This is a genomic window from Phycisphaerae bacterium (genome assembly GCA_035275405.1).
GTDB lineage: Bacteria > Planctomycetota > Phycisphaerae > UBA1845 > UTPLA1 > DATEMU01.
Window position 1 is genome coordinate 87,547 of record DATEMU010000011.1, and the last position, 23,042, is coordinate 110,588.

The 23,042-nt window shown below is 62.1% G+C and carries 15 protein-coding genes; 3 read left to right on the forward strand and 12 right to left on the reverse strand.

Annotated elements, in window-relative coordinates; genetic code table 11:
* Positions 1-83: 83 nt before the first annotated feature.
* The 8 genes from VJZ71_12675 to VJZ71_12710 all read right to left on the reverse strand — a co-directional run bounded on the left by VJZ71_12675 (position 84) and on the right by VJZ71_12710 (position 11,142).
* Entirely contained in the window at positions 84-2,378 is a 2,295-nt protein-coding gene (locus VJZ71_12675; GenBank protein ID HKQ48917.1) for a hypothetical protein, read from the reverse strand.
* A 63-nt stretch (positions 2,379-2,441) separates the two neighbouring features.
* On the reverse strand, positions 2,442-3,236 hold the full coding sequence (locus VJZ71_12680; GenBank protein HKQ48918.1) for an LssY C-terminal domain-containing protein: 795 nt from the start codon (positions 3,234-3,236) through the stop codon (positions 2,442-2,444).
* Between the two features lie 21 nt (positions 3,237-3,257).
* Positions 3,258-4,271, reverse strand: a complete 1,014-nt coding sequence (locus tag VJZ71_12685) for a HupE/UreJ family protein (GenBank protein ID HKQ48919.1) — start codon at positions 4,269-4,271, stop codon at positions 3,258-3,260.
* A complete protein-coding gene (locus tag VJZ71_12690) occupies positions 4,268-5,191 on the reverse strand; it encodes a peptidylprolyl isomerase (protein ID HKQ48920.1) in 924 nt (307 codons plus the stop codon). The genes VJZ71_12685 and VJZ71_12690 overlap by 4 nt, the downstream gene beginning before the upstream one ends.
* 109 nt (positions 5,192-5,300) lie before the next feature.
* A complete protein-coding gene (locus VJZ71_12695; protein ID HKQ48921.1) occupies positions 5,301-7,613 on the reverse strand; it encodes a DUF3604 domain-containing protein in 2,313 nt (770 codons plus the stop codon).
* A gap of 94 nt (positions 7,614-7,707) precedes the next feature.
* On the reverse strand, positions 7,708-10,218 hold the full coding sequence (locus VJZ71_12700; GenBank protein ID HKQ48922.1) for an arylsulfatase: 2,511 nt from the start codon (positions 10,216-10,218) through the stop codon (positions 7,708-7,710).
* A gap of 164 nt (positions 10,219-10,382) precedes the next feature.
* A complete protein-coding gene (locus VJZ71_12705; protein HKQ48923.1) occupies positions 10,383-10,721 on the reverse strand; it encodes an STAS domain-containing protein in 339 nt (112 codons plus the stop codon).
* Between the two features lie 10 nt (positions 10,722-10,731).
* Entirely contained in the window at positions 10,732-11,142 is a 411-nt protein-coding gene (locus VJZ71_12710; GenBank protein HKQ48924.1) for a helix-hairpin-helix domain-containing protein, read from the reverse strand.
* A 483-nt stretch (positions 11,143-11,625) separates the two neighbouring features.
* Here VJZ71_12710 and VJZ71_12715 point away from each other — a divergent pair, with 483 nt between their 5' ends.
* Positions 11,626-13,149 (forward strand): glycosyltransferase, encoded by a 1,524-nt coding sequence (locus VJZ71_12715; GenBank protein HKQ48925.1) that lies wholly within the window; start codon positions 11,626-11,628, stop codon positions 13,147-13,149.
* A gap of 89 nt (positions 13,150-13,238) precedes the next feature.
* Here VJZ71_12715 and glmM read toward each other — a convergent pair whose 3' ends face one another.
* Together glmM and VJZ71_12725 are read right to left on the reverse strand one after the other, a co-directional pair.
* Positions 13,239-14,576, reverse strand: a complete 1,338-nt coding sequence (glmM, locus tag VJZ71_12720; protein ID HKQ48926.1) for a phosphoglucosamine mutase — start codon at positions 14,574-14,576, stop codon at positions 13,239-13,241.
* 106 nt (positions 14,577-14,682) lie between these two features.
* Complete coding sequence (locus VJZ71_12725) at positions 14,683-14,955, reverse strand: hypothetical protein (protein ID HKQ48927.1); 273 nt, start codon at positions 14,953-14,955, stop codon at positions 14,683-14,685.
* A 206-nt stretch (positions 14,956-15,161) separates the two neighbouring features.
* Between VJZ71_12725 and VJZ71_12730 the strand changes: the two genes are divergently transcribed.
* Complete coding sequence (locus tag VJZ71_12730; GenBank protein ID HKQ48928.1) at positions 15,162-16,928, forward strand: tetratricopeptide repeat protein; 1,767 nt, start codon at positions 15,162-15,164, stop codon at positions 16,926-16,928.
* A gap of 65 nt (positions 16,929-16,993) precedes the next feature.
* Here VJZ71_12730 and VJZ71_12735 read toward each other — a convergent pair whose 3' ends face one another.
* Both VJZ71_12735 and VJZ71_12740 read right to left on the reverse strand, forming a co-directional pair.
* On the reverse strand, positions 16,994-17,974 hold the full coding sequence (locus VJZ71_12735; GenBank protein ID HKQ48929.1) for a bifunctional methionine sulfoxide reductase B/A protein: 981 nt from the start codon (positions 17,972-17,974) through the stop codon (positions 16,994-16,996).
* Positions 17,975-18,313: 339 nt separating this feature from the next.
* Positions 18,314-22,204 carry a putative metal-binding motif-containing protein gene (locus tag VJZ71_12740; protein HKQ48930.1) on the reverse strand — a complete coding sequence of 1,297 codons (3,891 nt, stop codon included), beginning with the start codon at positions 22,202-22,204 and terminating at the stop codon, positions 18,314-18,316.
* Between the two features lie 262 nt (positions 22,205-22,466).
* Here VJZ71_12740 and VJZ71_12745 point away from each other — a divergent pair, with 262 nt between their 5' ends.
* Positions 22,467-23,042: a sigma-70 family RNA polymerase sigma factor gene (locus VJZ71_12745; protein HKQ48931.1), complete on the forward strand. Its 576-nt coding sequence runs from the start codon at positions 22,467-22,469 to the stop codon at positions 23,040-23,042.

Sequence of the window (23,042 nt, forward strand, 5' to 3'; positions counted from 1 at the left end):
CCTCCAAGAAGCGATTTCGCGTTTGCCGCTGGTTCGACCTGAACTCCCTATTTGCATTTGGCGCAAACGCGAGGGAAGAGCGCCTACCTGCGGAAACCGTGGAACCCGCCGCCACCGCCGCGAAATCCGCCGAATCCGCCTCTGTTAAATCCACCGCCTCCAAAGCCTCCGCCGCCAAATCCGCCTCCGCCATGAAACCCGCTAAAACGACTTGAGAGGCTGTCGCCATAATTGCGCGATGACCAGTCGTTGTGCATCTGCTGCTGATAGCCGTGATTCTGCCAGCCTTGGGACCGTTCGGCGTTTTGCCAGCCGCCGCCCCCGCCCCCGCCGTAGTGCTGCCAGTCGCCCGTACCCTCACGCTTGTACACATTTCCGTCCTTACCCGCATAGACGTTGTTCTGCGGCCCTTTCACGACGGCGCCGCCCTGGTTGCCCTGGACGCCCCACATCGACTTGCCGCCCGAAGTCTCGGCCCAGCCGGCGCGACCGGCTTCTCCGGAGACGTGGCCGCCCGCGGCCCATTGATCCCCCTTGGTCGCGACGCTGTGGCCCCACGACTGGTAGCCGTTGGTCGCGCTGGCGTGGGCGCGCGAGACGCCAGTGTAGGGGTTGTAGGCCTGGTGGACCTCGCCCGCGCCGTACGGTCCGTAGTGGTAAGCGCCGCGGGAGAAGGCGCCGGTGACGGAGTTGTAACCCGCGTAGTGCGCGGCGCCGCCGTAGGGACCGTAGTAGCCGCAACTGCGATAGTAGCCGCCGTAGCCGTAGTGATACGCGGCGGCGCATCCGTAGGAATAGTACGCGGGCGTACACGCGTAGTATGAGTTGCTTGAGCCGGCCAAGAGCGCGCCGGTCAACATGCCCGCGCCGAACATCAGCGTCCCCGTGGCCGCGACGTACTCTCCCGAATAGCCGCTGGTGTAGCCGACTTGCACCGTGTCCGGCGTCGAGTCGTATACCTTGACGTAGGTGACGTTGTAAACCGGACTCGAAGACGGAATGGTGTAGATCTGCGGCGGCACGGACGCGCAGACGGTCCATGGACCGGTCGCCGACGGCGCCATAAACCAGACGCCCTGACTGCAGCAATAGTATTTTTGATCAAGGCCTATGACTTCGTACGGCGAATTGACGGCATAGGACATCGACGTGCCGTCAATGGGTTTGAACTTGGGCGGGCCGTCGTATTCGACCTTCACCTTCGCTTCGCTGCGCTTGATCGTGGCCAAGTGTGGGACGGAGGCCAGTAGCGTCGCGTCGCGGGCTTGAGAGGTGCCGGGAACGTTTGCGAGGACATCCGCAACGGGGCTGTCTAGCGGGATTTTTGCGAAATCCGGCGGCAGGCTGGTCGTGGCGGCCGACCACGGGCCCATCAGGGAGTCGGCGCTGAACCAGCGCCCCGCGACCATGAAGTAGGTCTTGTCGCTGTTGGTTTCGAGAAACAGCGGCATGGTCGGGTTGCTCACGTACATCAGAGCAGTGCCGGCGATGGGCGTGTAGGCCGGCTCGCCCTGGGTCACGATGAGTTCCGCGGGTTCGATACTGGCGAATACGCGCGGGGATGGCGATTGCTTGCCGGGGATGTTCTTGCGGACGCTGTCCCATACGGGATCGGTGGGCAGGTTATTGAATTCCGAGGGCAGGCCCTGCGCGGCGGCCCAGGGACCCTTGGCGGCATCAGGGGCGGTCAGCCACGAATCACTGTTCTGGAGGTAGTATTGGGAGTCCTTTTCGTTAAGGAACACCGGCCAATTGGTATTCACGGCGGCCATGAGCCGCGTACCCTTGATAGGGCGGAACTGGGGCGCCCCCATGAAGATCACGAGTATGGCGGGCTGATCGCTGTAGAGAATCTTGGGCGGATCGAGGTTGACGTTGACGGCGGGCGGTTTGTTTGGCGCGTCGTGCAAGCAGGCAAGGACGCGGTCCAGCGACACTTCGAGGTAGTCTTTTTTCGGCAGCACCTCATGGGCGATCTTCTTGAGGGATTCGGTCTGTGAGGCGGAGGCCGGCGGAAAGCGGACATTGGTTTGCAGATTCGTGATCATGACGACGTTGCGGTCGTGATCGACGAAGGTGTCGCCCTTGACTTCCAGAACTCCGTAGACAGGCTCCTTTTTGTGATGCTCAACCGCCATGGCCATGCGGAAGCAGATCTTCGCGTAGTTGTCCCATTGGTCGATCTGGGGCTGATAGAGAATGACCTTGTCGCGGTGCTTTTCGAAGACGCGCGGCCAAGTCGGCTCGGAGCGGTCCGGGGCGTCCGCCGCCGGCGCGCCGGTGTCACCGGTCTGAGCCGAGGCGGTCGAGACGGCGACGAGCATTATCGTGTTGAGTGAGAAGAAAACGAGAAACGTCAATCGGGGTGTGGTACACATCGCACTCACTCCTTTCATTTTGATGCGGCAATTCAACAGCAACGCGATGAGGAGGCCGGGGCCTCACGGGACAGGGGAGGGCGAGTGCTCCTTTACCAGTAAAGTAATGTAACCGATCGCCAGGCGCCCGTCACTCTGCCAGGGGTCGCCTTCGCCATTTCGACCCTCTTTTTGCCTTTGAAACGATTCGATCCAACTCACGGTAGTAAGGACGCCCGCCCTCCGGAGGTCGTCCATCAAAAGGTCTCGATCGGCATCGACGTTGGGCGAAATGTGGTGGGTAATCTGCCCGGTCAGATGGCTGAACCCGACGTGGGTATCAAAAGTGGCGGCCCCCCACCACAGCGGCCGCCCCTGGTCGTCGAGTTTGTCAGACCGCCAGAACCGCACGTGGTGCCGCTCGCGCGGGTTGTCGCCGACAGGCTTTTCGAAGGCGAGGTCCTGCTTTCGGCCGAAGAGAAACAGCGGGCTGACCGGGGCCTCGTCGAAGGGCCGTTTGAAAACCACGCCTACGGCGATGCGCAGTGAACTTTCGATAGTGATGGGATCGGCGGGATACCAGCCGGCCGCGAGCATTCCCCGATGCAGTTGTTCGTCCGATCCAACGAGGGCGACGTTCAACGGATCGCCGGGGAGGCCGCTTTTGGTATGGGTCACGGTCGCGGCGTCGGCCAGCGCGGGATGGCGCTCTTCGTGGCGGCGCCAGACGAGGGGCAGAATCAGGAAGGCGACGGCGACATAGATGATCACGAGACCGACGAGCAGACGGATCGCCCGATGAAGCCCGACGCGGCGTCTGAGGGGGGCAGAGATATCGGCTTGCAGCACGGTCTCAACATTTCTGTCACGGCTTCCCATTCGAACCATACCTGGCGGAGGTTAGAACTGCGCAATCCGCTCAAGACACCAGAAGGCGCCCAGCGCGCCAATGCAAGTTGCAGTTAGTGAAGTCATGCGTTGGGTCACTACGGAGGGGAATTCGAATCTGCTGGCGACAGCGATTAGGGCTACCGTCGCCGCGATGAACGCAATTTGCCCTAATTCCACACCAATGTTGAAGCACAGCAGGGCGAGGGGGATCGCATTTTCCGGCAGACCGGCCTCGCTGAGCGCGCCGGCGAAGCCGAACCCGTGCAGCAGCCCAAACGCGAACGCAATCACCCATGGCCGGCGCGCCGTCAATCCCGGTTTGCCCTGCCTTCCGTGTACGATTTCCGCCGCCACAAACACGATGCTCAGCGCGATGACGGCCTCCACAGGCTTCTGTGGCACGTCGACGAATCCGAGCGTGGCCGCCGCGAGCGTGAGGCTGTGGGCCACGGTGAACGCGGTCACCGTCGCCACGACGCGCCGCCAGCCCCGCACCAGCAAGAGCAACGCCAGCACGAACAACAGGTGATCAATGCCGCCCCAGATGTGTTCGATTCCCAGCCACAAATAGGTTCCCGCCACGCTCCATCGGGTTGGCGTCGCGGCCATCTCCATCCACGGCTGTGAGGGGCGCACGAGGGCCGCCCCTTTGGTGCCGTCCAGCATCTCGAAGCGCACCAGCACGTCGGTGATCGTCAGTTGAAGTCCCGGAAACTCAATGCGCTTGCCGGCGAGGCCCCGCGGTCCGGCCTCAATCCAGCGCCGTTCGAGCCGCGAATCGGTCAACTCCTGCACGACGGGATCTCTCAGACTCCGGACGTCGTCGGGTAGCTTCAAGACGACGGGCAGGCGCATGCCGGCCAAGACCGGAGTGCGCCAGAGCACGCTGAACCGGCTGGGCGCGGTTTCCTTGAGTTCGAGATATGCGGGACGAGTTTCGTGCGCCTGAGCCGATGAGAACGCGCACAGCACTGCCAGCACAATGCCGGTTATGGTCTGCCGAGCGCGTTGCTGACGCATCATTGTGCGCCCCCGCTCAAGGGGCCAGAGGCGGCAGCGGTAGCGTCCGCGGACGGCGCCGCAGCCGTACTTGCGCTCTCCGGCGGCTCGGGCACCAGCACGGTGTATTTGGCCCGGAGCTCCTGATACGCCTTCTGCCAGGCCAGCGCCTTCTGCTCACCGAGCCATGCCGTCTTCACGTCCGGCTCCACTTCCTCGAAGTCTGGCACGCGACCGGGAATCGCGGTGTCCACGAACACCAAATGCCAACCGAAGCCGGACTCGATCGGCCCCTGCCACGAACCGATCGGGAGATTCGCAACCGCCTGGGCGAACTGCGGCCCGAATTCCTTGCCAAGATAATCCGGCGCGCGGTCGCGGTAATACTCCTGGGACATGAACGAGTCGGCGAATGAGTCGGGGAGCTGCACATCCTCCGACTGGCCGCCGAGCTGCGCCATCGCCTTGGCCGCGTCGTCACGAGCGCGTTCCCCGCGACGGTCGGGGGAGAAGTAGAGATGCCGAAAGCTGATGCGCCTGGGCATGGCAAACTTGTCGGAGTACTTCGCGTACCATGTTCTGAGCTCGGCGTTGGTCGGCTCGCGCGCTGCGGCGGTGTCCTCGGCCAGGAATTGCATCTTTTGCGCCATGCGTCGCTTTACGATGGTGTCTTCTCTGTCGAGGCCCATTTCCAGCCCTTCACGATACAGAACTTCTTCCTGCACCTTGTTTTCAACCAGACGCGCGAATTCCTCGGCTGTCGGCTGGCGTTTCCATTGCGCCTGGAAGACCAGCACGAGCTGGCCGAGGTCGTCGAGGGACAGTCGAATCTCCTTGGACGACGGCGCCGGTTCGCGCGCCGGTTGTACATAGCGGAACACGGCAAACAGTGCCGCTCCGATCAGGGTAAAGTGCAACAGTGGTTCATGTAACAGGCGTTTCATGAGATGCATAACTTGCAGCGCGACCCGAGACTACTGCGTCGGGGCCTGCGCTTTCGAGTCTGTTAAGCGCGCAAACATTGCATTCGTTGCTACTACGGCCTAGCTCGACTTATTCCTGCGTACCGGGGTGCGGGTCAATATCGGTGTGCAGGAAGGCGTCCTGACTTCGCTTGTCGTACTCGCCCTTGTTTAGCTTCACGAGGTTGGACGGACCTTTGGCAAGGATCTCGTAGTTGGCATAGCCGAATTCGTTGTTGCGCGCCGCAAAATACTGGTCGGCGAGCTTGTACACCGCCAGCGCGAATGGCGTACCGCCAACATTGATCACGAGCTTGCCGTTATTAATTGAATACGGCGTGGGCAAGGTCTGGTAATCGTCCCTTGGCAGATTTCCAGTCCCGCTGGGCAACGTCGCACGCCCGCCGATGTGCAGCGTGAGGGCGTTCCCTTCGGTATCGAAACGAACTTTGAACGGTTCGCCCGTTACGTTGTTGCGCAGCCAGATGGATTTGCCGACGAGAAGGGCCTTCAACTGCTCGTCGTCGAGCGCCGTCGCTTTTTTGGCTTTAAGTTCGGAAACGGTCAGGCCAGGTTTGGCTTCCTTGCGCGCTTCGGCGCTGGGCGTGTACCAGATGGGTGAGCTCCAGGCGCGTTCCTGAACGGTGGCCGGCACGACATCGGGCGGCGCGATTCCAACTTCACGCGCTTGGATGGTTGTCCAGCGCGGCGTGGGAATCTCCAAAACGCGTGCGTAGTAGAAGGCGTGCAGACTTGGGTCAAAGTTTGGATCGGTCCACACCGCATTGAGTTGCACTGCGCCAACCGTGTTTTCGTATGTGGCATTCTTGATGTCCACCGTGCTTTGAATTGGCGGCACTGAATCCGTCGTGGGGTCCATTTTGCGGTCGCCGGCCCAGACTACGTCGTAGATGTTCTCGAAACTCTGGCCGCTCTTCGTCCAGCCCTTGATGATTTGAACGCGATCCAGGTTGCCCGAGGTCGGGTCCTTCACCCCCCAGACGATGAAGGTCGGGGCCTTCGCCTTGAGGGGCGGCAGGTCGCCACCCATGGGTACGCCACCGGCATAGGCTGGTTTGACCCAATCGTTCTGCTTCAACATGGCCGCGTCGTAATCCCAACCGCCGAAGAAGCGAATCTTGATGCGCGGGCCGCTCGTGCCAAAAGTCTCCTTGCGGTACATCGCGTCCCAGATCGAAGCGCGGGTGTTTTCTTCGGCCCACACACCGGACAGGCCGGCGGGACTTTCGAGGCGCACGTCCAACCCGGTGAAGATGTGACCGGCCATGCGGGTTTCAATGGCGCCGTCATTGATGCCATGGCCGCCATAGAAGTTGTTTTGGCGATATGGACTTCCGGAATTGTGCGAATCGGATCCGCATACGAAGCCGAATTTGTAAGGGTTGTAGCCGTTCGCGTCCTGTAGCGCCAGGCCGTCCTTCAACGCCTGCCGCGCGTAGCTGCCGACAATCTTTGGGATCCGGCCGGACTCTTCAGGAAGACCGATCAGAAAACTCGTAATCTCGTAATTGGCGAATTCATCGTTCGGGGAAAGCAAGGGGTGGGTCTCGGATTGCCCTTTGATCTGCTTGATCTCGATCAAGCGCTCGTTGCGCATGCGTGCGTCCGCCCAGGCGGCGTCGATGGGCCGGCCAAGACTGTCAACGTCGGTCGGATACATCCAGCCGTCGCTCAAATTGGCGTTGTGAGAGATGGCCAGCAGCTCGTTGCCGGCCTTGCGCTGCGCGTCCATCCACCTCCACAAGTCCTCCGGATGCCAGGAGTCCAGCATGCTGAACGGCATGTCGCAGACATGGGCGGAATCGCGGAAGTAAATGTTGCGATGCAGATTGCGATTATTGTACTGCGAGGTGTACTCGTAGGAGCAGAACGCAGTGAACTTGCCCGGATGGTTATTCTCGTCGGCGAGTTTGCAGTTCTCTTTCCAGATCGTGCCGGCCACCTCCGGACTCATGAACGCTTTGATGGGCGGTTTGCTGACGAGCGAGACGAGATAAGTGAATACCTTGAGAACTTCCTGGGGATTGTCCGGATCCTTGAGGATCAGTCCCTGGGCCTCCGGCATCTTGCTGACAGCCGAGCCTGGGGTATTGGCTTGCTTGGTGACCCCAACGTACTCGGAGTGGTCGGTCACACCCATCCAGTCCAGCGGCGTGTCAATCCTGATGTCATAGCCCTGCGGATGCTTGAGCGTCTGGCCTTGCGCATACTTGTAGGCTTCGTTCGGCCCCGTGAGGTGATTGCCGAACAACCAGGCGTCTACCGACCAACTGGTGTGGATGTGTTGTTCGCCGAAATAGGCGTCGCGTTCCGGATTCGGTGCGGCGATTGACGGCGCCACCGCGGCCAAGCTCAGGGTTATAGCGGTAATCAGTTTTTTCATCTTGACCTCACATTCCTGCGTGAATCTGGTGGTCGCGCGGCAACGCCGGATGACGCGGGCACCGCGCGGCTCCCAACCGGTAGAGCGCCGACCCTTACTCGCGGCCGGCGGCGGCTTGCTTCATGCCCTCTTCGAGCTTTTTGATTTCCTCGGGGCTCAGTTTCGGTCGGTCAACCTTGATCGTGAGTTTGTTGAGCTTCCCGGTAAAGGTGAACGGAGGGCGGTAGTCCGCATCGTTCACGCCGGTCAGCGTGTCGGAGCCGACGTCGAAGGCCTCGTCCCACTGCAGAATCATGGGCAGCGTATGCGGCATGGATTCAGTGGCCACGGTTTTTCCATCCACTTTGAGTGTTCCGGTGCCGGGGCGGCCAAGACCGCTCATGTTGTTGAAGGCGAGCGTCCCGACGCCGAGACCGTCATACTTGAAGTCGAATTCGACAATGTGCCGGCCGGGCGAAAGCGCTTCCGGTCCTTCCCACTTGATGCGCTTCAGATCAATGAGGTTCCACAGGAACACCGGCCTGCCCTTGAGCAGGTAAAACCCATAGCCGGCGAAGCGACCGCCGGAGGTGAGGATCATGCCCTCCGCGCCACCTTGCGGCACTTCAATGTCCGCGGTGATCGTATAGGAGCTGTTGAGAATGGCGGGAGAGTCGCCCTGCGGCAGGCCGGTCATGGGTCGCGTATAGACGAACTCGGTGCGACCGGCGGTGATGTTCGGGCGCGGGGCCACGATGCGGGCGGCCACGGAGGCGTCCATCGGGAAGACCTGATATTTCTTCGCCTCCGCGATGAACATCTCCTTCAGTTGCTTCACTTTTTCCGGATGCTGGTCCGCGAGGTTCCGGGACTGGCTGAAGTCCTTGCTCAGGTCGTAGAGTTCGAGCACCTGGTTGTTGAGCGGGTCGGGATTGGCGGGGCCGAAGGCCTCCCACGGCGCGCGGTTGACCTTGGTGGCAAGGAGCCAGCCATCGTGATACAGGGCCCACTGGCCGAACATCTCGAAATACTGGGTTTTGTGTCGTGAGGGTTCTTTGGCATTCTTCTCGTCGAAGGTATAGACCAGGCTCGTGCCTTCGATCGGCGCCTGTCGGATGCCGTCCGCATATTCGGGAGCGGTGATCCCGCAGGCCTCGAGAATGGTGGGCACGATGTCAATGATGTGGCAGAACTGTTCGCGCAGGCCGCCCTGATCCTTGATCCGCGCCGGCCAGGAAATGGCCATGCATTGACGGATACCGCCGAGTCTGGAAGCGTTCTGTTTGAACCAGGTGAAAGGCGTATCGAAGGCCCACGACCAGCCTGCCGACATGTGGTTGTAGGTCTCTTCCGTGCCCCAGACGTCGTACCACTTCATTTGTTCCTCGACCGGCATCTGGTTGATGCCGTTGAAGAACGCGACTTCGTTGGGCGTGCCCAGCGGGCCGCCCTCGGCGCTGGTGCCGTTGTCTCCGTTGATGTAGATGATGAGCGTGTTGTCGAGCTTGCCCATGTCCTCGACGGCCTGGATGACCCGGCCGATTTCGTGGTCGTTGTACGCTTCATAGGCCGCGAAGATTTCCACCTGCTTGATATAGAGCTTTTTCTCTTCGGGCGTACAGTCGTCCCAGTTCTTGATGACCTGCGTGGGCCAGGGCTCAAGCTGGGTGTCCTTGGGGATCACGCCGAGGCGCTTCTGGTTCTCGAAGATTCGCTCGCGCACCTTGTTCCAACCGTCGTCGAACAAGTGCAAGGCACTGATCTTCTCCACCCACTCCCGGGTCGGATGATGCGGCGCGTGCGTCGCGCCAGGGGCATACTTGACGAAGAAAGGCTTGCCCGGATCAATCTGATGGATGCGATTCAAGTAATCAATAGCGTCGTCGGCCATTCCGGTGACCAGGTTCCAGCCCGGCTTGCCCTCAAAGGGATAGATTTGCGTTGTGTTGCGGAAAAGGTTCGGCTGCCATTGATTGGCGTCGCCGCCGACGAAGCCGAAGAAGTAGTCGAAGCCCTGCCCGATGGGCCAATTCTCAAAAGGCCCGACCTGGCTCGCCGCGAAGGCGGGGACGTTGTGGTCTTTGCCGAACCAGGAGGTGGCGTAGCCGTTCTCCTTGAGGATGCGACCGATGGTGGCCTTGTCCTTCGCAATGATGCTGTTGTAGCCGGGGAAGCCGGTGGATTGCTCGGAGATCACGCCGAAGCCGGCCGAGTGATGATTGCGCCCGGTGATGAGCGCTGCGCGGGTCGGCGAGCAGAGCGCGGTGGAATGAATGTTGTTGTAGCGCAGGCCGTTCTTCGCGATGCGGTCCATGGTCGGTGTCGGGATAACGCCGCCGAACGTGCTGGGGACGCCGAAACCCGAGTCGTCGGTAATGATGAGCAGCACGTTGGGCGCTCCCTTGGGAGGCACAACGCGCGGCGCCCACCAGGCCTTGGAGCGCAGTGCATCATCCTTAATCACTCCATCGAACTTCGGATCAGGTGGCGGGAGTTGTTTTCCATCGATGGTGGTCGTCGCGCCGGGCGAACCGACTGTTCCCGTCGTCTCTTGCGAGTTCGCTCGGTTCGCGACGATGAATACCGCCAACGCCACAGCGCAGGCAACGCGCAAATTGGCACGCATCATGTTGATCTCCCTTTATTGGCTGTTAATGACTGACGCGGATTCAACCTGCTGCCGCGCGCCCGCCTGAGTTCCCGCTCCGGCGAGGTCGGTCAGTGTACGAGGGTAGCCCAAAAAACGCCATAGCGAGTCATGATGGCAACCGGTTCCCCCTGAAAGAGGGCCTACGCGCCAAGTTGAACGCTGGCCAGACCGCTGGGCACGTCATCGCAGAAGTCGAAGATCTTGTCGAGACCGGTCACGAGGAAGACGCCCCAGGCGCTGGTGCTGATACCGCAGAGACGGAGCTTTCCGCCACCGGTCGCGTGCATCAGCTTCCTGAGCTTGAGGAGCTTGGCGATGTTGGAGGAGTTGAGGAAGTTAACGGAGGAGAAATCGAGAACGGCGTGGGCGCCGTGGCGGCGCTCAAGGGTTTCGTGCAGCGCGTTCAGGTCGTCGGAAAACAGCGGGTCGTCCTGAAGCTCGGCCAGCACGATGTTGTCGGACCAGTCTTTGAGAGACATCGAGGCCAACTTATCGGCTGGAAGTGACAGTGTCAAATTGGGCGGAACGCGTCGGGAAGCGGAGGAAAGGGCGGAGCCGGGCCAGCGTTCGCGGGCCGATGCCCGGTATGGGTGAGAGGCTACCGGCAGATTGAAAAAAGGGACGTTCGGAATTGGGGTCGGCGGCGCGCTGCGAATCCCGATAGGCGACAATTTTTCGGGCCAGCGATTCACCAATACCGGGGAGTTGCGCCAACTCAAACCACTGGGCGGTATTCGGATCAACCCCCATGTTAAGCGCCATGCTGTCAATGCTGGGCCGTCCGAGATTTGCACCGGCAGGGCGGAGGATTCCGCCAAATGCAAGGGTGGACAGAAGCAGCGCGCCGACCAAAGCCAGGGCGGGCAGTGCGGACGGTAATCGGGCGTCCTTAAGGGGCATGGACGCCGCAGGGTGATTTCCGAAGGCCACTTGCACAGGTCGCATGTTATACCCGAAGTAGGTAGTGCGGCCCGGTCGAGGATCGCTTACGAAGCTGTTATGCCGCAGCGCGGGCCGGAACGGGGGGTAAAAGGTGGTGGGTGGGATAGAAGGCACGGGCCGGCCCTGTCAGACGGGGGCTGCCAGGCCATGCAGATACTACGCAACCCCGCATGCACCCTGGAGTTGGATTCGCCTCCCAACGTGGCGGATTCGGCGTACGGAACGGTCGGTTCGAGCCGGCTTTGAGGTTATCCGGACGCTTCTAACCAATGGGGGAATCAGGGGTCTAAACAGAGCAACCTGCCATCGCCGTGCTTCCCAATGCCTGAAGCCGACCGGCGGGAGATATGGTCCCGGTGGGAGATTGTGCGCCGGGGAGACCACGCGTATAGTGCGCGGTTCGATCAAACCTCCAGGATAAAGCTCCACGGAATAACCATTATGCCAGCCACAGAGTGTTTGGACCGGATGGGAGTCCGGTCTGACGAACGATTTGTCACCACGGAGGACGAAACACTGTCGAACGCGAATGTGCTCAGCGCGATCCAGCTTGGGCCCATCGATGACCGGACGCCGTCCCAGCGACGGGCCGAGAAGCTATTCCAGTATTTTGTCATCGTCGCAGGACTCATCGGACTGACTGTCGCTTTCGCCAGTGGACGGGTCTTTGAGCGGTTCTCCCTGTGGCAGACGGCATGGGGCAGCTCGTTCTGGATCATGTCGCTGGCGTACGGTGGGTTGATGTACGCCGTATTGGTGTGGCGCGTGATCCTCTGGCGGCGGTATCGGCCGATGGAAGCCGTGCCGGACGAACAACTGCCGTTTGTGTCCGTCATTATCCCGGCGTTCAACGAAGGAGCCCTGGTCAAGCAGTCCATCCTCTCGGTCGCGGCGTCGAATTATCCGACGGACCGGCTAGAAATCATCGCGATCGACGACGGCAGCGCGGATGACACGTGGCTGCACATCCTGACGGCGGCGCGGCAGGGAGAAAAGCGCGTAAAGATCCATACGCTGAGGCAGCCCACCAATAAAGGCAAGCGCGAGGCGCTGGTGCTCGGTTTTGACAAAGGGCGGGGCGACGTCTTCGTGACGATCGACTCGGACAGCATGATCCACGCGGACGCGCTGCGCAACGGCGTGACGCCGCTGGTGCGCGATCCGCGGATCGGATGCGTGGCGGGCTGCGTTGAGGTGATGAACCCCCGGCAGAGCATCTTCACGCGCTTCCTGAAATGTACCTTCAGCCTGTCGTTCAAGTTCGTGCGGGCGTATCAGAGCGAGTTTCGCGGTGTGTTCTGCACGCCGGGGGCGCTGTCGATCTACCGGGCGGATTTCGTGCGCAAGGTCGCGGACGAGTGGGCAAGCCAGCAGTTCCTGGGGCAGAGGTGCACGACCGGCGAAGATCGGGCGATGACGAACCTGTTCCTGCGCGAGGGGTGGCTGACCGCCTACCAGGGCAACGCGGTCGTGTGGAGTAAGATGCCGCACACGTACATGGGCTTGGTCATGATGCTGCTGCGCTGGGCGCGGAGCAACATCCGCGAGACGATCGTGCTGTTCCGGTTCATGTTTACGCGGTTCCGCGGGGCGTATTTGAACACATTCCGATTCAACATGATCGTGACGGCCCTGACGCTGTTCATGCCCGTGCTGCTGATCGGAAACAGCATTGTGCTGTTGGCGACAGCGGAGGGTTATGCCCTGCACCAACTCGGAATGGTCATGACGTACGCCATGATCATGTCGGTTATTTACTACAAGAGCGAGCGCGACCTGGATTGGGTGTGGCTCTTCCTGTACGAGTTCTTCTGGGTGGCGTGCCTGTCGTGGGTCATGCCGTACGCGGCGCTGACGCTTCGGAATACGGGCTGGCTGACACGCGGCGTCTCAAGAGCCTCATCGCCTCCCCAATTGCCGGAACCCAGTTCGCAGCCCGTGCCGGCGCTCGCGGTCGCGGGTTAGGAACGAGTACTCAGTAACAAGAAGTAGCCCCGGGGGAATTCCCGGGGCTTTTTTTTGCGCGCCCAGGTGAGCGATTCGCTTCGGGACATCTACTTCAGTTCTGTGATTCGTTGGGCGAGGGATTGGGCCGTCGCTTCGTCGGCGGCCTCGGCGATGACGCGGGCGATGGGTTCAGTGTTCGAAGGGCGGATATGGACCCAGCCCTCGGGCCAGTCGATGCGGAGACCGTCGGCGTCGTTGATGCGACCGCCCTCGGCGGAGAGTCGGACGCGCTGCAGCCATTCGTTCATCCGGGGGCGGTCGATGTCGAACTTTTGCTTGACCATCACGTAACGGGGCAATTCGTCGACGATGTTGTTGAACGGCCGCCAGTCCTCAGCGAGTAAGCTGAGGACCAGTCCCATGGCGCCGAGGCTGTCGCGAACGGGGACGACGCGAGGGTCGATGACGCCGCCATTGCCCTCGCCGCCGATGACGCAATTATTTTCGAGGACGGCGCGGGCGACGTTGGCCTCGCCAACGGAGGTGCGATAGACGATACATTTGTCGCCGGCGCGGGCAGCGAGATCGTCGATCATCCGCGAGGTCGAAAGATTGGCGGCGGCGGGACCGGGCGTCTTGCTGAAAACGTATTTGGCGGAGAGGGCGAGCGTGCATTCCTCGCCGATGTAGCGGCCCTTGTTGTCGATGATGGCGAGGCGGTCGGCGTCGGGGTCCTGGGCGAAGCCGATGTCGGCGCCGGCGCGAAGAACGGTATCGCAAAGGTCGGCGAGGTTTTCGGCAGTGGGTTCGGGCGTGTGAGCGAAGCGGCCGGTCGGTTCGCCGTTCACGTGGATCACCTTGCACCCGAGCCGTTCGAGAAGCATCTTGCCGGACGCGCCGCCGGCGCCGTTGACGCTGTCGAGGACGACGTTGAGTTGCCGGCGACGGATGGCGGCGACGTCGAGGTTGCGCACGACGCGGGCGACATGGCGATCGTTGGTGGACAGATCGCGCTGGCAACGACCGACGTCCTGGACCTCGACGTAGTCAAATCGCCGCTCGCGGTAGCGCTCGAAGATCTTCTCGGCAATTTCGGGCGGCGGCGCGAAGCCCTCGGCCGTAAGGAACTTGATGCCGTTCCAGCGGATGGGGTTGTGGCTGGCGGTGACGATGATGCCGCCGCGGGCGGACCGCTCCAGGACGGTCAGGGCGGTGCCGGGGGTGGTGACGATGCCGAGTTCGGTGACGCTACAGCCGACGGCGAGAAGGCCGCTCTTGATCGCGGATTCGAGGAGCTCGCCGCTGGGCCGGGAATCGCGGCCGAGGATGACGTGACCGCCGCCCAGGTGCGAGCCGAACGCGGCGCCGAGCTGGACGGCCAGTTCAGGGGTCATCGTCTCTCCGACGATGCCGCGGACGCCGGAGACAGACATCATAAGGGTCATAGTGGGTTCTCAGTCCCGTCCATCATTGTATATAGCATGAATGGCGAATGGCGAATAGCAAAGGGCGAAAGATGCGCGCGTACCGACCCTCACCCCGACCCTCTCCCTAGGAGGGAGAGGGTGATTGGCGGAGGCGGTCGAGATCTTCGCGAACATCGGGGCGGATATACCGGGCATCGAGGTCGGACAGCGGAGCGAGGGCCGCAAGGGTGCGCTCGTATCGCGTTTCGAGATCGGCGGAGGTGTCGAGAAAAAGGACGCGCTGACCCTTGAGGACGCAGAGACCCCCGCCATTGCCGCCGAGGGATTCGCGGCGGATGGCGAGGCCGATCTGTTCGGCGAGAGCGAGAAGTTCGTCAAGTCTGGATTGGAGGTCCATAAGAAGCATAGATTAAGGCATTTTGAGAAAAGCCCATACTGGTGCTGTGCCGTATGCTCGCAGTTGGGCGGACGCTGCTATCAGAACTCCGGCCGCGAGGCCGGGCCGGGGAGCGCTGTTAAGCGAGACAACGGCTGATCCTAATGCAGGGTCCACTGGCACGCACTGGCGTGCGTGGTTCTGATCGGCCGGTACGATGGGCGATCGTGAGTGAGACGATTAGCCAAATCCCGCAAGAAGCCGAACGATGCAAGGCGCGCGGGTCGCGATGGGCGGCGTTGCTGCTTGTGCTGGCCGTGGCGGCGGCGTATGCAAACAGCTTCGACGGCGTCATGCTGCTGGACGATCGATATATCGAAAAGACGCCGGCGTTGGGGGAGCCGGGATTGTGGACGGAGATTCGGCGATCCTCGCGGCCGCTGGTTGATCTCTCGTTTGCGATCAATAAGGCCATCGGTGGGTTGGAGCCGTTTGGGTATCACGTATTCAATTTGCTCGTGCATTTGGCGGCGACGCTGGCGTTGTTTGGGGTCGTGCGGCGGAGTTTGGTCGCGCCGGAGGTTTCGGGCGAAGGGATTCCCGCGGAGGGTGGGTGCGAGAGAGGATTCTCGCACCAGCAAACAGCCATCGCGTTTGCGATCGCTGTACTGTGGGCGATGCATCCGCTACAAACTCAAAGCGTGACGTATATCAGCCAGCGGGCTGAATCGATGATGGGGCTTTTTTATTTGCTCACCCTGTATGGCGTTGCGCGAGCCGCGGGAGGACAGGCGGCGCACGCATGGTCGATCGCGGCGGTCGTGGCGTGCGCGATGGGAATGCTATCCAAGCCGGTCATGGTAACGGCACCGGTCATGGCGGTTCTCTACGACCGGGCATTTTGGGCGGAGTCGTGGAGACAGGTTTTTCGCCGGCGATGGCGGCTCCACGTGGGACTTGCGGCGACGTGGATGGTACTCGTCCTGACAGGAGTCGTGCGCGGTTTGGCGAGCACGAATGGTGGAGAGGTGGGGTTCGGCGTGGCGACGGCGACGCCGCTGCAGTACCTGTTCACGCAGTTCGAGGTGATCCGTCACTACCTGCGATTGGCGATGTGGCCCAGCGGGCTTTGTCTCGATCATCAGTGGCCGGTAGCGCAAACGTTCGCGGAAGTCGCCGGGGCGTCGATGTTTGTAATGGCGCTGGTGGTGTTGACCGTCATTGCCTGTATTCGGCGACCGGCGGATGGGTTCGTGGGGGTGCTTTTCTTCGGCGTGTTATTGCCGACGTCGAGTTTCGTGCCGATCAAGGATGTGATCTTCGAGCATCGGATGTACTTGTCGCTGGCCTCGGTGGCGGCCGTGGCGGTGCTGGGTGGCGGGTGGCTCGTGCGCAGGATAGTCGGCGATGCGGCGCGATCGCGGCAAATTGGTGCGGCGATCGTCATCGTGGTCGCGCTGGCGTTGGGTGTTCGGACGCACTTGCGCAACCGGGATTATGCGAGCGCTGGGCGAATGTGGGCGGGGATAGTGGCGCGTTATCCGCAATCGGCGCGAGCGCTCAATAATCTCGGCGCGGCCTATTTGGATGACGGGAAATTGGAAGAGGCGGAAAGGCATTATCGTCGGGCGGTGGCGGCGGCACCGACGATGTATGAGGCGCGATACAATTTGGGGCATGTGCTCATGCTGTTGGGGCGGGGCGATGAGGCGATCGAGCATTTGTCCATCGCGGCGACCAACGCGGAAGTGTATCCCAATGCAATGCTCGATCTGGGGACGATTTTCGCAAGCAAAGGCCGGCTGGATTCAGCAATATCGTGTTTCCACGAAGCAATCCGGGCGCAGCCGGAGAATGCAGATGCGCATTTCAACATGGGTCTGGCGCTGAAAGCGCGGGGAGATCTGGCGGCAGCGCGGCGCGAATTTGAGGCAGTGCTGCGGATACGGCCGGGGGATGAGGAGGCAAGAAGGCAAATAGCGAATTCAGAATAGCGAATAGCGAAATTAAGGGCAACGCAGCCCCTATTTCGCTATTCGCTATTCGCCATTCGTCATTCCTACCACGGATTGGTCACGTGGCAGGCGCGGCCAGTCTTTTCGACATAGTCCTGGTGGTAGTCCTCGGCGGCGTAAAAGGTCTTGGCCGGTTCGAGCTGGGTGACGATCTTGCGGCCTTTGAACCGGTCGGATTCCTGCAACTCCTTGATGAACGCCTCGGCCTCGCGGCGCTGCTCGTCGTTGACGTACCAGATACCGGATCGGTATTGCGCGCCGTAGTCCGGGCCCTGCCGATTCATTTGCGTCGGGTCGTGCATCTTGAAGAAGGCCTCCAGCAGGCGGCGGAACGTGATGCGTGACGGATCGTACACAACCTTGACAGTCTCGGCGTGACCGGTCGTGTCGGTGCAGACCTGCTTGTAGTCCGGGTTGTCTACGCGGCCCTGCATGTAGCCGCTGGCGGCGTCGAGGACGCCGGGGCCTTTCTGGAAGTAGTGTTCGAGCCCCCAGAAGCAGCCGCCGGCGAAGTAGGCGGTCTCGGTCTTCGCGGTCATTTTATCTCCCGTGGATGAGGTGCGCTGAGCCGGCCTGCTCTCGGGCGGCAGCTCCGCGCCCTTCTTGTAGAACTTGAGCGAGGCGGAGTTGAGGCAATGACGCTCCCCCGTCGGCGGCGGACCATCCTCGAAAACGTGCCCGAGGTGCGCGGTGCAGCGGGCGCAGTTGATCTCGGTGCGGCTCATGCCGTGGCTGCGATCGGTCTTGCGGGCGACATGATCCTTGTCGAACTCCTTATAGAAACTGGGCCAGCCCGTGCCGGATTTGAACTTGTGGTCGCTGGCGAAGAGCGGAAGTCCGCAGACGACGCAGACGTACATGCCGTCCTCTTTGTTGTCGAGCAGCGTCCCGCAGAAGGGTCGCTCCGTGTCGGCGGATTGGGTAATGCGGAAGGCCTCGGGGTCAAGCTTCTTGGCGAGTGCGGCGACTTTGTCGCGCGGCAGCGGCGTGACGTCGTAACCGGAGGCGGAGGTTTTCGCGTTCATGGATGTTCTCATCTCCCCTGATTGTTTGCCCGCAGACGGAGTACTGTCCGCATCGACCGACGCGGGATCGCAGCCGACGATGAGGCCACAAATTGTTAATACGAGCGCGGCAGAACTCCCGGCGGCGCGGATTCTCATGGCATGGGCTCCTGGAATAAGGCACTGCTCGCCGGAAGCCATGAGCGATCATAGCCAAGTCCGGGGCCGCCGAAAACCCGGGGTTCCCCCCGGGCGTCGGGCGGCTTCACGCAGCGTGTGCCTGACAACGCCTTAGATCGTACCAGACGCGGGGAGGTTACATCGTGAAACTCGTCAACACACCGAAAGGCTGAGTTTTTATCATCGGCGGCGGAAGTATCTCATGGCGACCAACCCGCAAAAGGCGCCGAGGATGGCCATCGGGCAGCCGAGGCCGCAGAGGGACGACAGGAAAAACGACAGAATAGGGACGGAACAGAGATCAGAGGGCTGCGTTCCGCCGGCGGGGCCAAGGGCCGGAGCGCCAGGGTCCTGGATTGAACCATTGGCCGTCAGATCAGCATCGCCGCGCTGACCGTCGACGAAGTGCAGGGTGATCGTATGGCCGTTGATCTCCGCGCCGGTGGTGCCGTCGAAGAGGAACTCGTACCAGTGAGGCGCGGGCTGACCGGGCTCGGGGCCGAACTTCCAGTATGTGTTAATTTGTGCCTCGGGTGGGAGGTCGACGATGACCTGCACCTGCGCGGCGGCACCGGCGGAGAATCCGTTAATCACATAGCTTAGGAAACCGGCGGGGAACTCGACGCCGGCGGGGGTGTCGTCGGGCGAGGGGTTTGACCCCGCGGAGACGGAGGCCAATTGCGACCCGGCGGGGGCGACGATGGTGACGTAATTGCCGTCCGCATTGGGAAGGGACGTGACATTTTCCTGTTGACTGTCGGGCACGCCGTCGTTGTTCCCATCACCGTTGTTGGGCGCGCCGTTTTCCATCTCCTCACTAACGCCGTCCTGATCGGTCGTCGGCGGCTCGGGTGAGCCACAGCCCGCCGTGCCGGGAGCGGTCTTGTTAGGGTCGTCCGGGCAACCGTCGGAGCTGTTGGGCGTCCCGTCGCCGTCTCGATCGGCGTCGACGCAATCGGCCGTGTCGTCGTTATCGAGATCAGGGAAGCCTTCGTCCGCGCCGCCGGCGCAGTTGTTGTCCAGGCCGTCACAAACTTCCGCGACGCCGGGATGAATGGCCGGGTTGGAATCGTCGCAATCGGTATTGACAGAGGCCTCCCCGACGTCCGTACAGTCGAGGTCGCCGGAATTCACCGTCGTGGTCGCGCCGAAGCCATCATCGTCCCCATCATTGAAACATGTTTCGCCGCCGCTGCAATCCTGGTCAATCTCGTCTCCGGCGATCTCCGCCGCGCCGGGATGTACGCTCGCCGCGGAGTCGTCGCAGTCATCGTCGTTGGCCGACTCGCCGGCATCCAGGCAATCGTCGTCCGCCGACACGACCGTCCCGGCCGAGCCAAACGTATCGCCGTCGCCGTCCACGAAGCACGAGATCGAATCGGAGCCGTTGCAGTCCTGATCGATCCCGTCGCCGACGATCTCCGTCGCGCCGGGGTGGATGGTGTCGTCGCCATCGTCGCAATCGTCGTCATTGGCCGACTCGCCCGTGTCAGTGCAATCGTTGTCTACCGAGGCCACGGTCGTCACACTACCGAATCCGTCCGTATCGCTGTCACCAAAGCACGTCTCGCCGCCACTGCAGTCCTGGTCGACGCCGTCACCCACTGTCTCCACAGCGCCGGGGTGGATTGTGGGCTCGGCGTCGTTGCAGTCCGCGTTGTTCGCTACATGGTTGGCAGGGGCCGCGCAGGCGTTCACCGCCGAGGCGGCTGCATCGCCGAAGGTGTCCCCGTCGATGTCGGGATAAAAGGCCGTCGTCACTCCGTCATCGATCTGGGTGTCGCAATCGTCGTCGATCTCGTTGCAGGTTTCGGCCGCACCGGGGTAAATATTGGGGTTGGCGTCATTGCAATCGTCATCATTGTCCGACTCGCCCGCGTCGGTGCAGTCACCATCCGCCGATACGATGGTCGTTGTCGAACCGAACGTATCGCCGTCCCCATCCATGAAGCAGGACTGCGTGTCCACGCCGTTGCAGTCCTGATCGATTCCGTCGCCGACAATCTCCGTCGCGCCGGGGTGAATCGTGTCGTCGCCGTCGTTGCAATCGTCGCTGGTGGAGGACTCACCGACATCCGCGCAATCATCGTCCGCCGAGGCGGCCGTCGTCGGAGTGCCGAAGCCGTCGCCGTCGCCGTCCACATAACATATTTCGGCGCCGGAGCAATCATCGTCGACGTCATTGCCGACGATCTCCATGGCCCCGGGATAGACCGAAGCGGCGGCATCGTTGCAGTCGGTGTCCACGGAGGACTCGCCGGCATCCGCGCAGTCGAGATCGGCGGAATTGACGGTCGAGGTCGTGCCGAAGCCGTCGCCGTCGGCATCGTGGTAGCACCGATCACCGCCGCTGCAGTCCTGGTCGATCCCGTCGTCGATGATTTCCGTTGCACCGGGGTGGATCGCAATGTCTGCGTCGTTGCAATCGGTGTTCACGGAGGACTCGTCGGCATCCGCGCAATCGAGGTCGCCGGAATTGACGGTTGATGTCGTGCCAAATCCGTCGCCGTCGGTGTCGTTGAAACACTGTTCGGCGCCGTTGCAATCCTGGTCGATCCCGTCGCCGACGACTTCCGTTGCGCCGGGGTAGACCGCGGCGGCGGCATCGTTGCAATCGGTGTTCACGGAGGACTCGCTGGCATCCGCGCAGTCGAGGTCGGCGGAATTGACGGTCGATGTCGTGCCGAAGCCGTCGCCGTCGCCGTCGTTGTAGCACCGGTCGCCGCCGCTGCAGTCCTGGTCGATTCCGTCGCCCACAATTTCCGTCGCGCCGGGGTAGATATTCGGGTCATTGTCATTGCAGTCCGCAGGCGGCGATATGCCGTCCATATCGTCGTCGGGCGGGGCAAGTTCGTAGGCGCCCATGTCGTCGACGGGGCCCTGCGGGCGGGCGACGCCGCGCTGGTCGGTCGCGGGGGCAAACGATGCGCTGGCCGACTCCAACGCGGGGCTGGTCGCGCCCAGGGCATGCGTCGCGGTCGTCCCGGGGGCGTTGACCATCAGCGGCCCGAGAAGAGGGTTGACGTTGTTCTTGTCGGTCGGTTGGGTGAAGGTGGTTCCCGACGTGTCGCTGATGAGATTGAAGCCGCCGGAAGTCGGCGGGCGGGCGAAGTCGGCGTCCAGGGGATTGTTGAAGATGTTTCGGACCGTGCTGTTGGCGATGATGGTGTTGCGGACGGTGACGATGGGATCGCCGATGAAGTCGTTCTGTCCGATGTAGCCATAGCGATTGGAGGCGATGGTGACGTTGGTCAGGGTGCCGCCCGTCGCACCGCCGCCATAGTCGATGCCGCCGGTGAAGCCGCCTCCCGTGCCGTTACCGCTGAGGGTGCTGTTCGTGATGTTGCACGTGCCGGCGTTGACATCGACTCCGGTACCGGTGTGTCCGCTGACGGCGCTGCCGGTGATTGTGGCCGTGCGATAGTTCGTTCCGTCGGCCCCGTGAGTGATGCCGCTGCCGGTGTTGCCGGAGATAGTGGAGTTGGTGATGTTAAGGGTGCACTGGCTATAGAGGCCCGCGCCGGAACCGGACGTACTTCCGGAGAGGACGACGTTATTCAAGTTGAGGGTGAGAAAGCGCGAACTGGCTTCGATGCCGCCACCGCGATTCGACGCGCCAAAAGTAGAGGTGTTTCCGCCCGTGATCGTGACGTTGTTGATCGTTACGGTGGCGTCGGGAATGAGAATATCGACGGGCATGTGAAACACGCGGTGACCCAGACCCGCGGCGGAGATCGTCGTGGTGGAAGCGCCCGCGCCGTTGATGGTGAGTCCGCCGGTGGCGATATCCAAGTCTCCGATCGTCGCGTCAGTATCGCTCGTGCCGGAGGCGATGGTCAGCGCGTAGGCGCCGGATGGAAGGGTAATGATGTCCGCCCCGGCGGCGGCGTTGGCAGCGAGGATCGCCTCGCGGAGGGAACAATCGCCCATGTCGCACGTCCCTGGCACGGGGTCGTCGGTCCGGGTCACGTCGAAAGTCGCCGCGAAGGACCGCGCGGTCGCGACGGCGCTGAGAACGGCCACTAGGGGGAATGTGATTTTGGTTGGTCGGAAGGAAGCTCGATATCGCATGGCAATTCTCCCAAAGGTCCGCGACCGCGCGCTGCGCGGACTTCGATGGGGTGTACCCCTGGACAGGTGGGTTCTCACACTGAAAATGACACCGATTCAACGGATTTGGAGCGGTCGGCGCGAGGATCGGCCCGCATGGTGTGAGAACGCGCCTTCGGATGGGTATCCGAGGAGGAAATGAGCCCCGGCACGCCCGATGGGTCAAAAATGAACAGACCGGCACAGATTGGTAAGATGGACGTCGCGGGAGGACGGCGCGCGCGTGGACACGACCCATCCCAGTCTGTTGCTGCGTTTGAAAGATCATCGGGACGCGGCGGCGTGGCAGGTGTTCGACGACATCTACCGGCCGATGATGGAGCGGTTCGCGCTGGTCCGCGGGCTCGCCCCTGCGGATGCCGAGGATGTCGTCCAGCAGTGCATGGCGGCGCTCGCGGATCACATTCGATCGTTTGAATACGACCCCGCGAAGGGCCGCTTCAAGTCCTGGTTGCGGACGATGGTGAACAACAAGGTGCGCAACTTCGTGCGCGACCGGAGGGAAGTGGCGGGCGACAGCGGCCCGTTTCGGGACTTGGCTTCGCCGGAAGCGTCGGCGGAGGAAGTATTCGAAAAGCTGTGGAAGCAGGAGCACCTGTGGCATTGCCTGCGACGGATCGAGGCGCAAGTGGACGCGACGACCTTCACCGCCTTTCGGCTTTTTGTGCTGGAACAGCGGCCGGTCGAGGAGGTCAGCGCGGCATCGGGCCTGTCGGCGAACAACGTGTACACGATCAAGTGGCGACTGACGCAGAAAGTCGCGGAAATGATGGCCGAGTTGGTGGGCGACGACGGGTGA

Bases quoted from the DNA above. Each gene is read 5' to 3' on its own strand.
- VJZ71_12675 (HKQ48917.1), bottom strand. From the start codon at position 2,378: ATGTGTACCACACCCCGATTGACGTTTCTCGTTTTCTTCTCACTCAAC.
- VJZ71_12680 (HKQ48918.1), bottom strand. From the start codon at position 3,236: ATGGGAAGCCGTGACAGAAATGTTGAGACCGTGCTGCAAGCCGATATC.
- VJZ71_12685 (HKQ48919.1), bottom strand. From the start codon at position 4,271: ATGATGCGTCAGCAACGCGCTCGGCAGACCATAACCGGCATTGTGCTG.
- VJZ71_12690 (HKQ48920.1), bottom strand. From the start codon at position 5,191: ATGAAACGCCTGTTACATGAACCACTGTTGCACTTTACCCTGATCGGA.
- VJZ71_12695 (HKQ48921.1), bottom strand. From the start codon at position 7,613: ATGAAAAAACTGATTACCGCTATAACCCTGAGCTTGGCCGCGGTGGCG.
- VJZ71_12700 (HKQ48922.1), bottom strand. From the start codon at position 10,218: ATGCGTGCCAATTTGCGCGTTGCCTGCGCTGTGGCGTTGGCGGTATTC.
- VJZ71_12705 (HKQ48923.1), bottom strand. From the start codon at position 10,721: ATGTCTCTCAAAGACTGGTCCGACAACATCGTGCTGGCCGAGCTTCAG.
- VJZ71_12710 (HKQ48924.1), bottom strand. From the start codon at position 11,142: ATGCCCCTTAAGGACGCCCGATTACCGTCCGCACTGCCCGCCCTGGCT.
- VJZ71_12715 (HKQ48925.1), top strand. From the start codon at position 11,626: ATGCCAGCCACAGAGTGTTTGGACCGGATGGGAGTCCGGTCTGACGAA.
- glmM (HKQ48926.1), bottom strand. From the start codon at position 14,576: ATGACCCTTATGATGTCTGTCTCCGGCGTCCGCGGCATCGTCGGAGAG.
- VJZ71_12725 (HKQ48927.1), bottom strand. From the start codon at position 14,955: ATGGACCTCCAATCCAGACTTGACGAACTTCTCGCTCTCGCCGAACAG.
- VJZ71_12735 (HKQ48929.1), bottom strand. From the start codon at position 17,974: ATGAACGCGAAAACCTCCGCCTCCGGTTACGACGTCACGCCGCTGCCG.
- VJZ71_12740 (HKQ48930.1), bottom strand. From the start codon at position 22,204: ATGCGATATCGAGCTTCCTTCCGACCAACCAAAATCACATTCCCCCTA.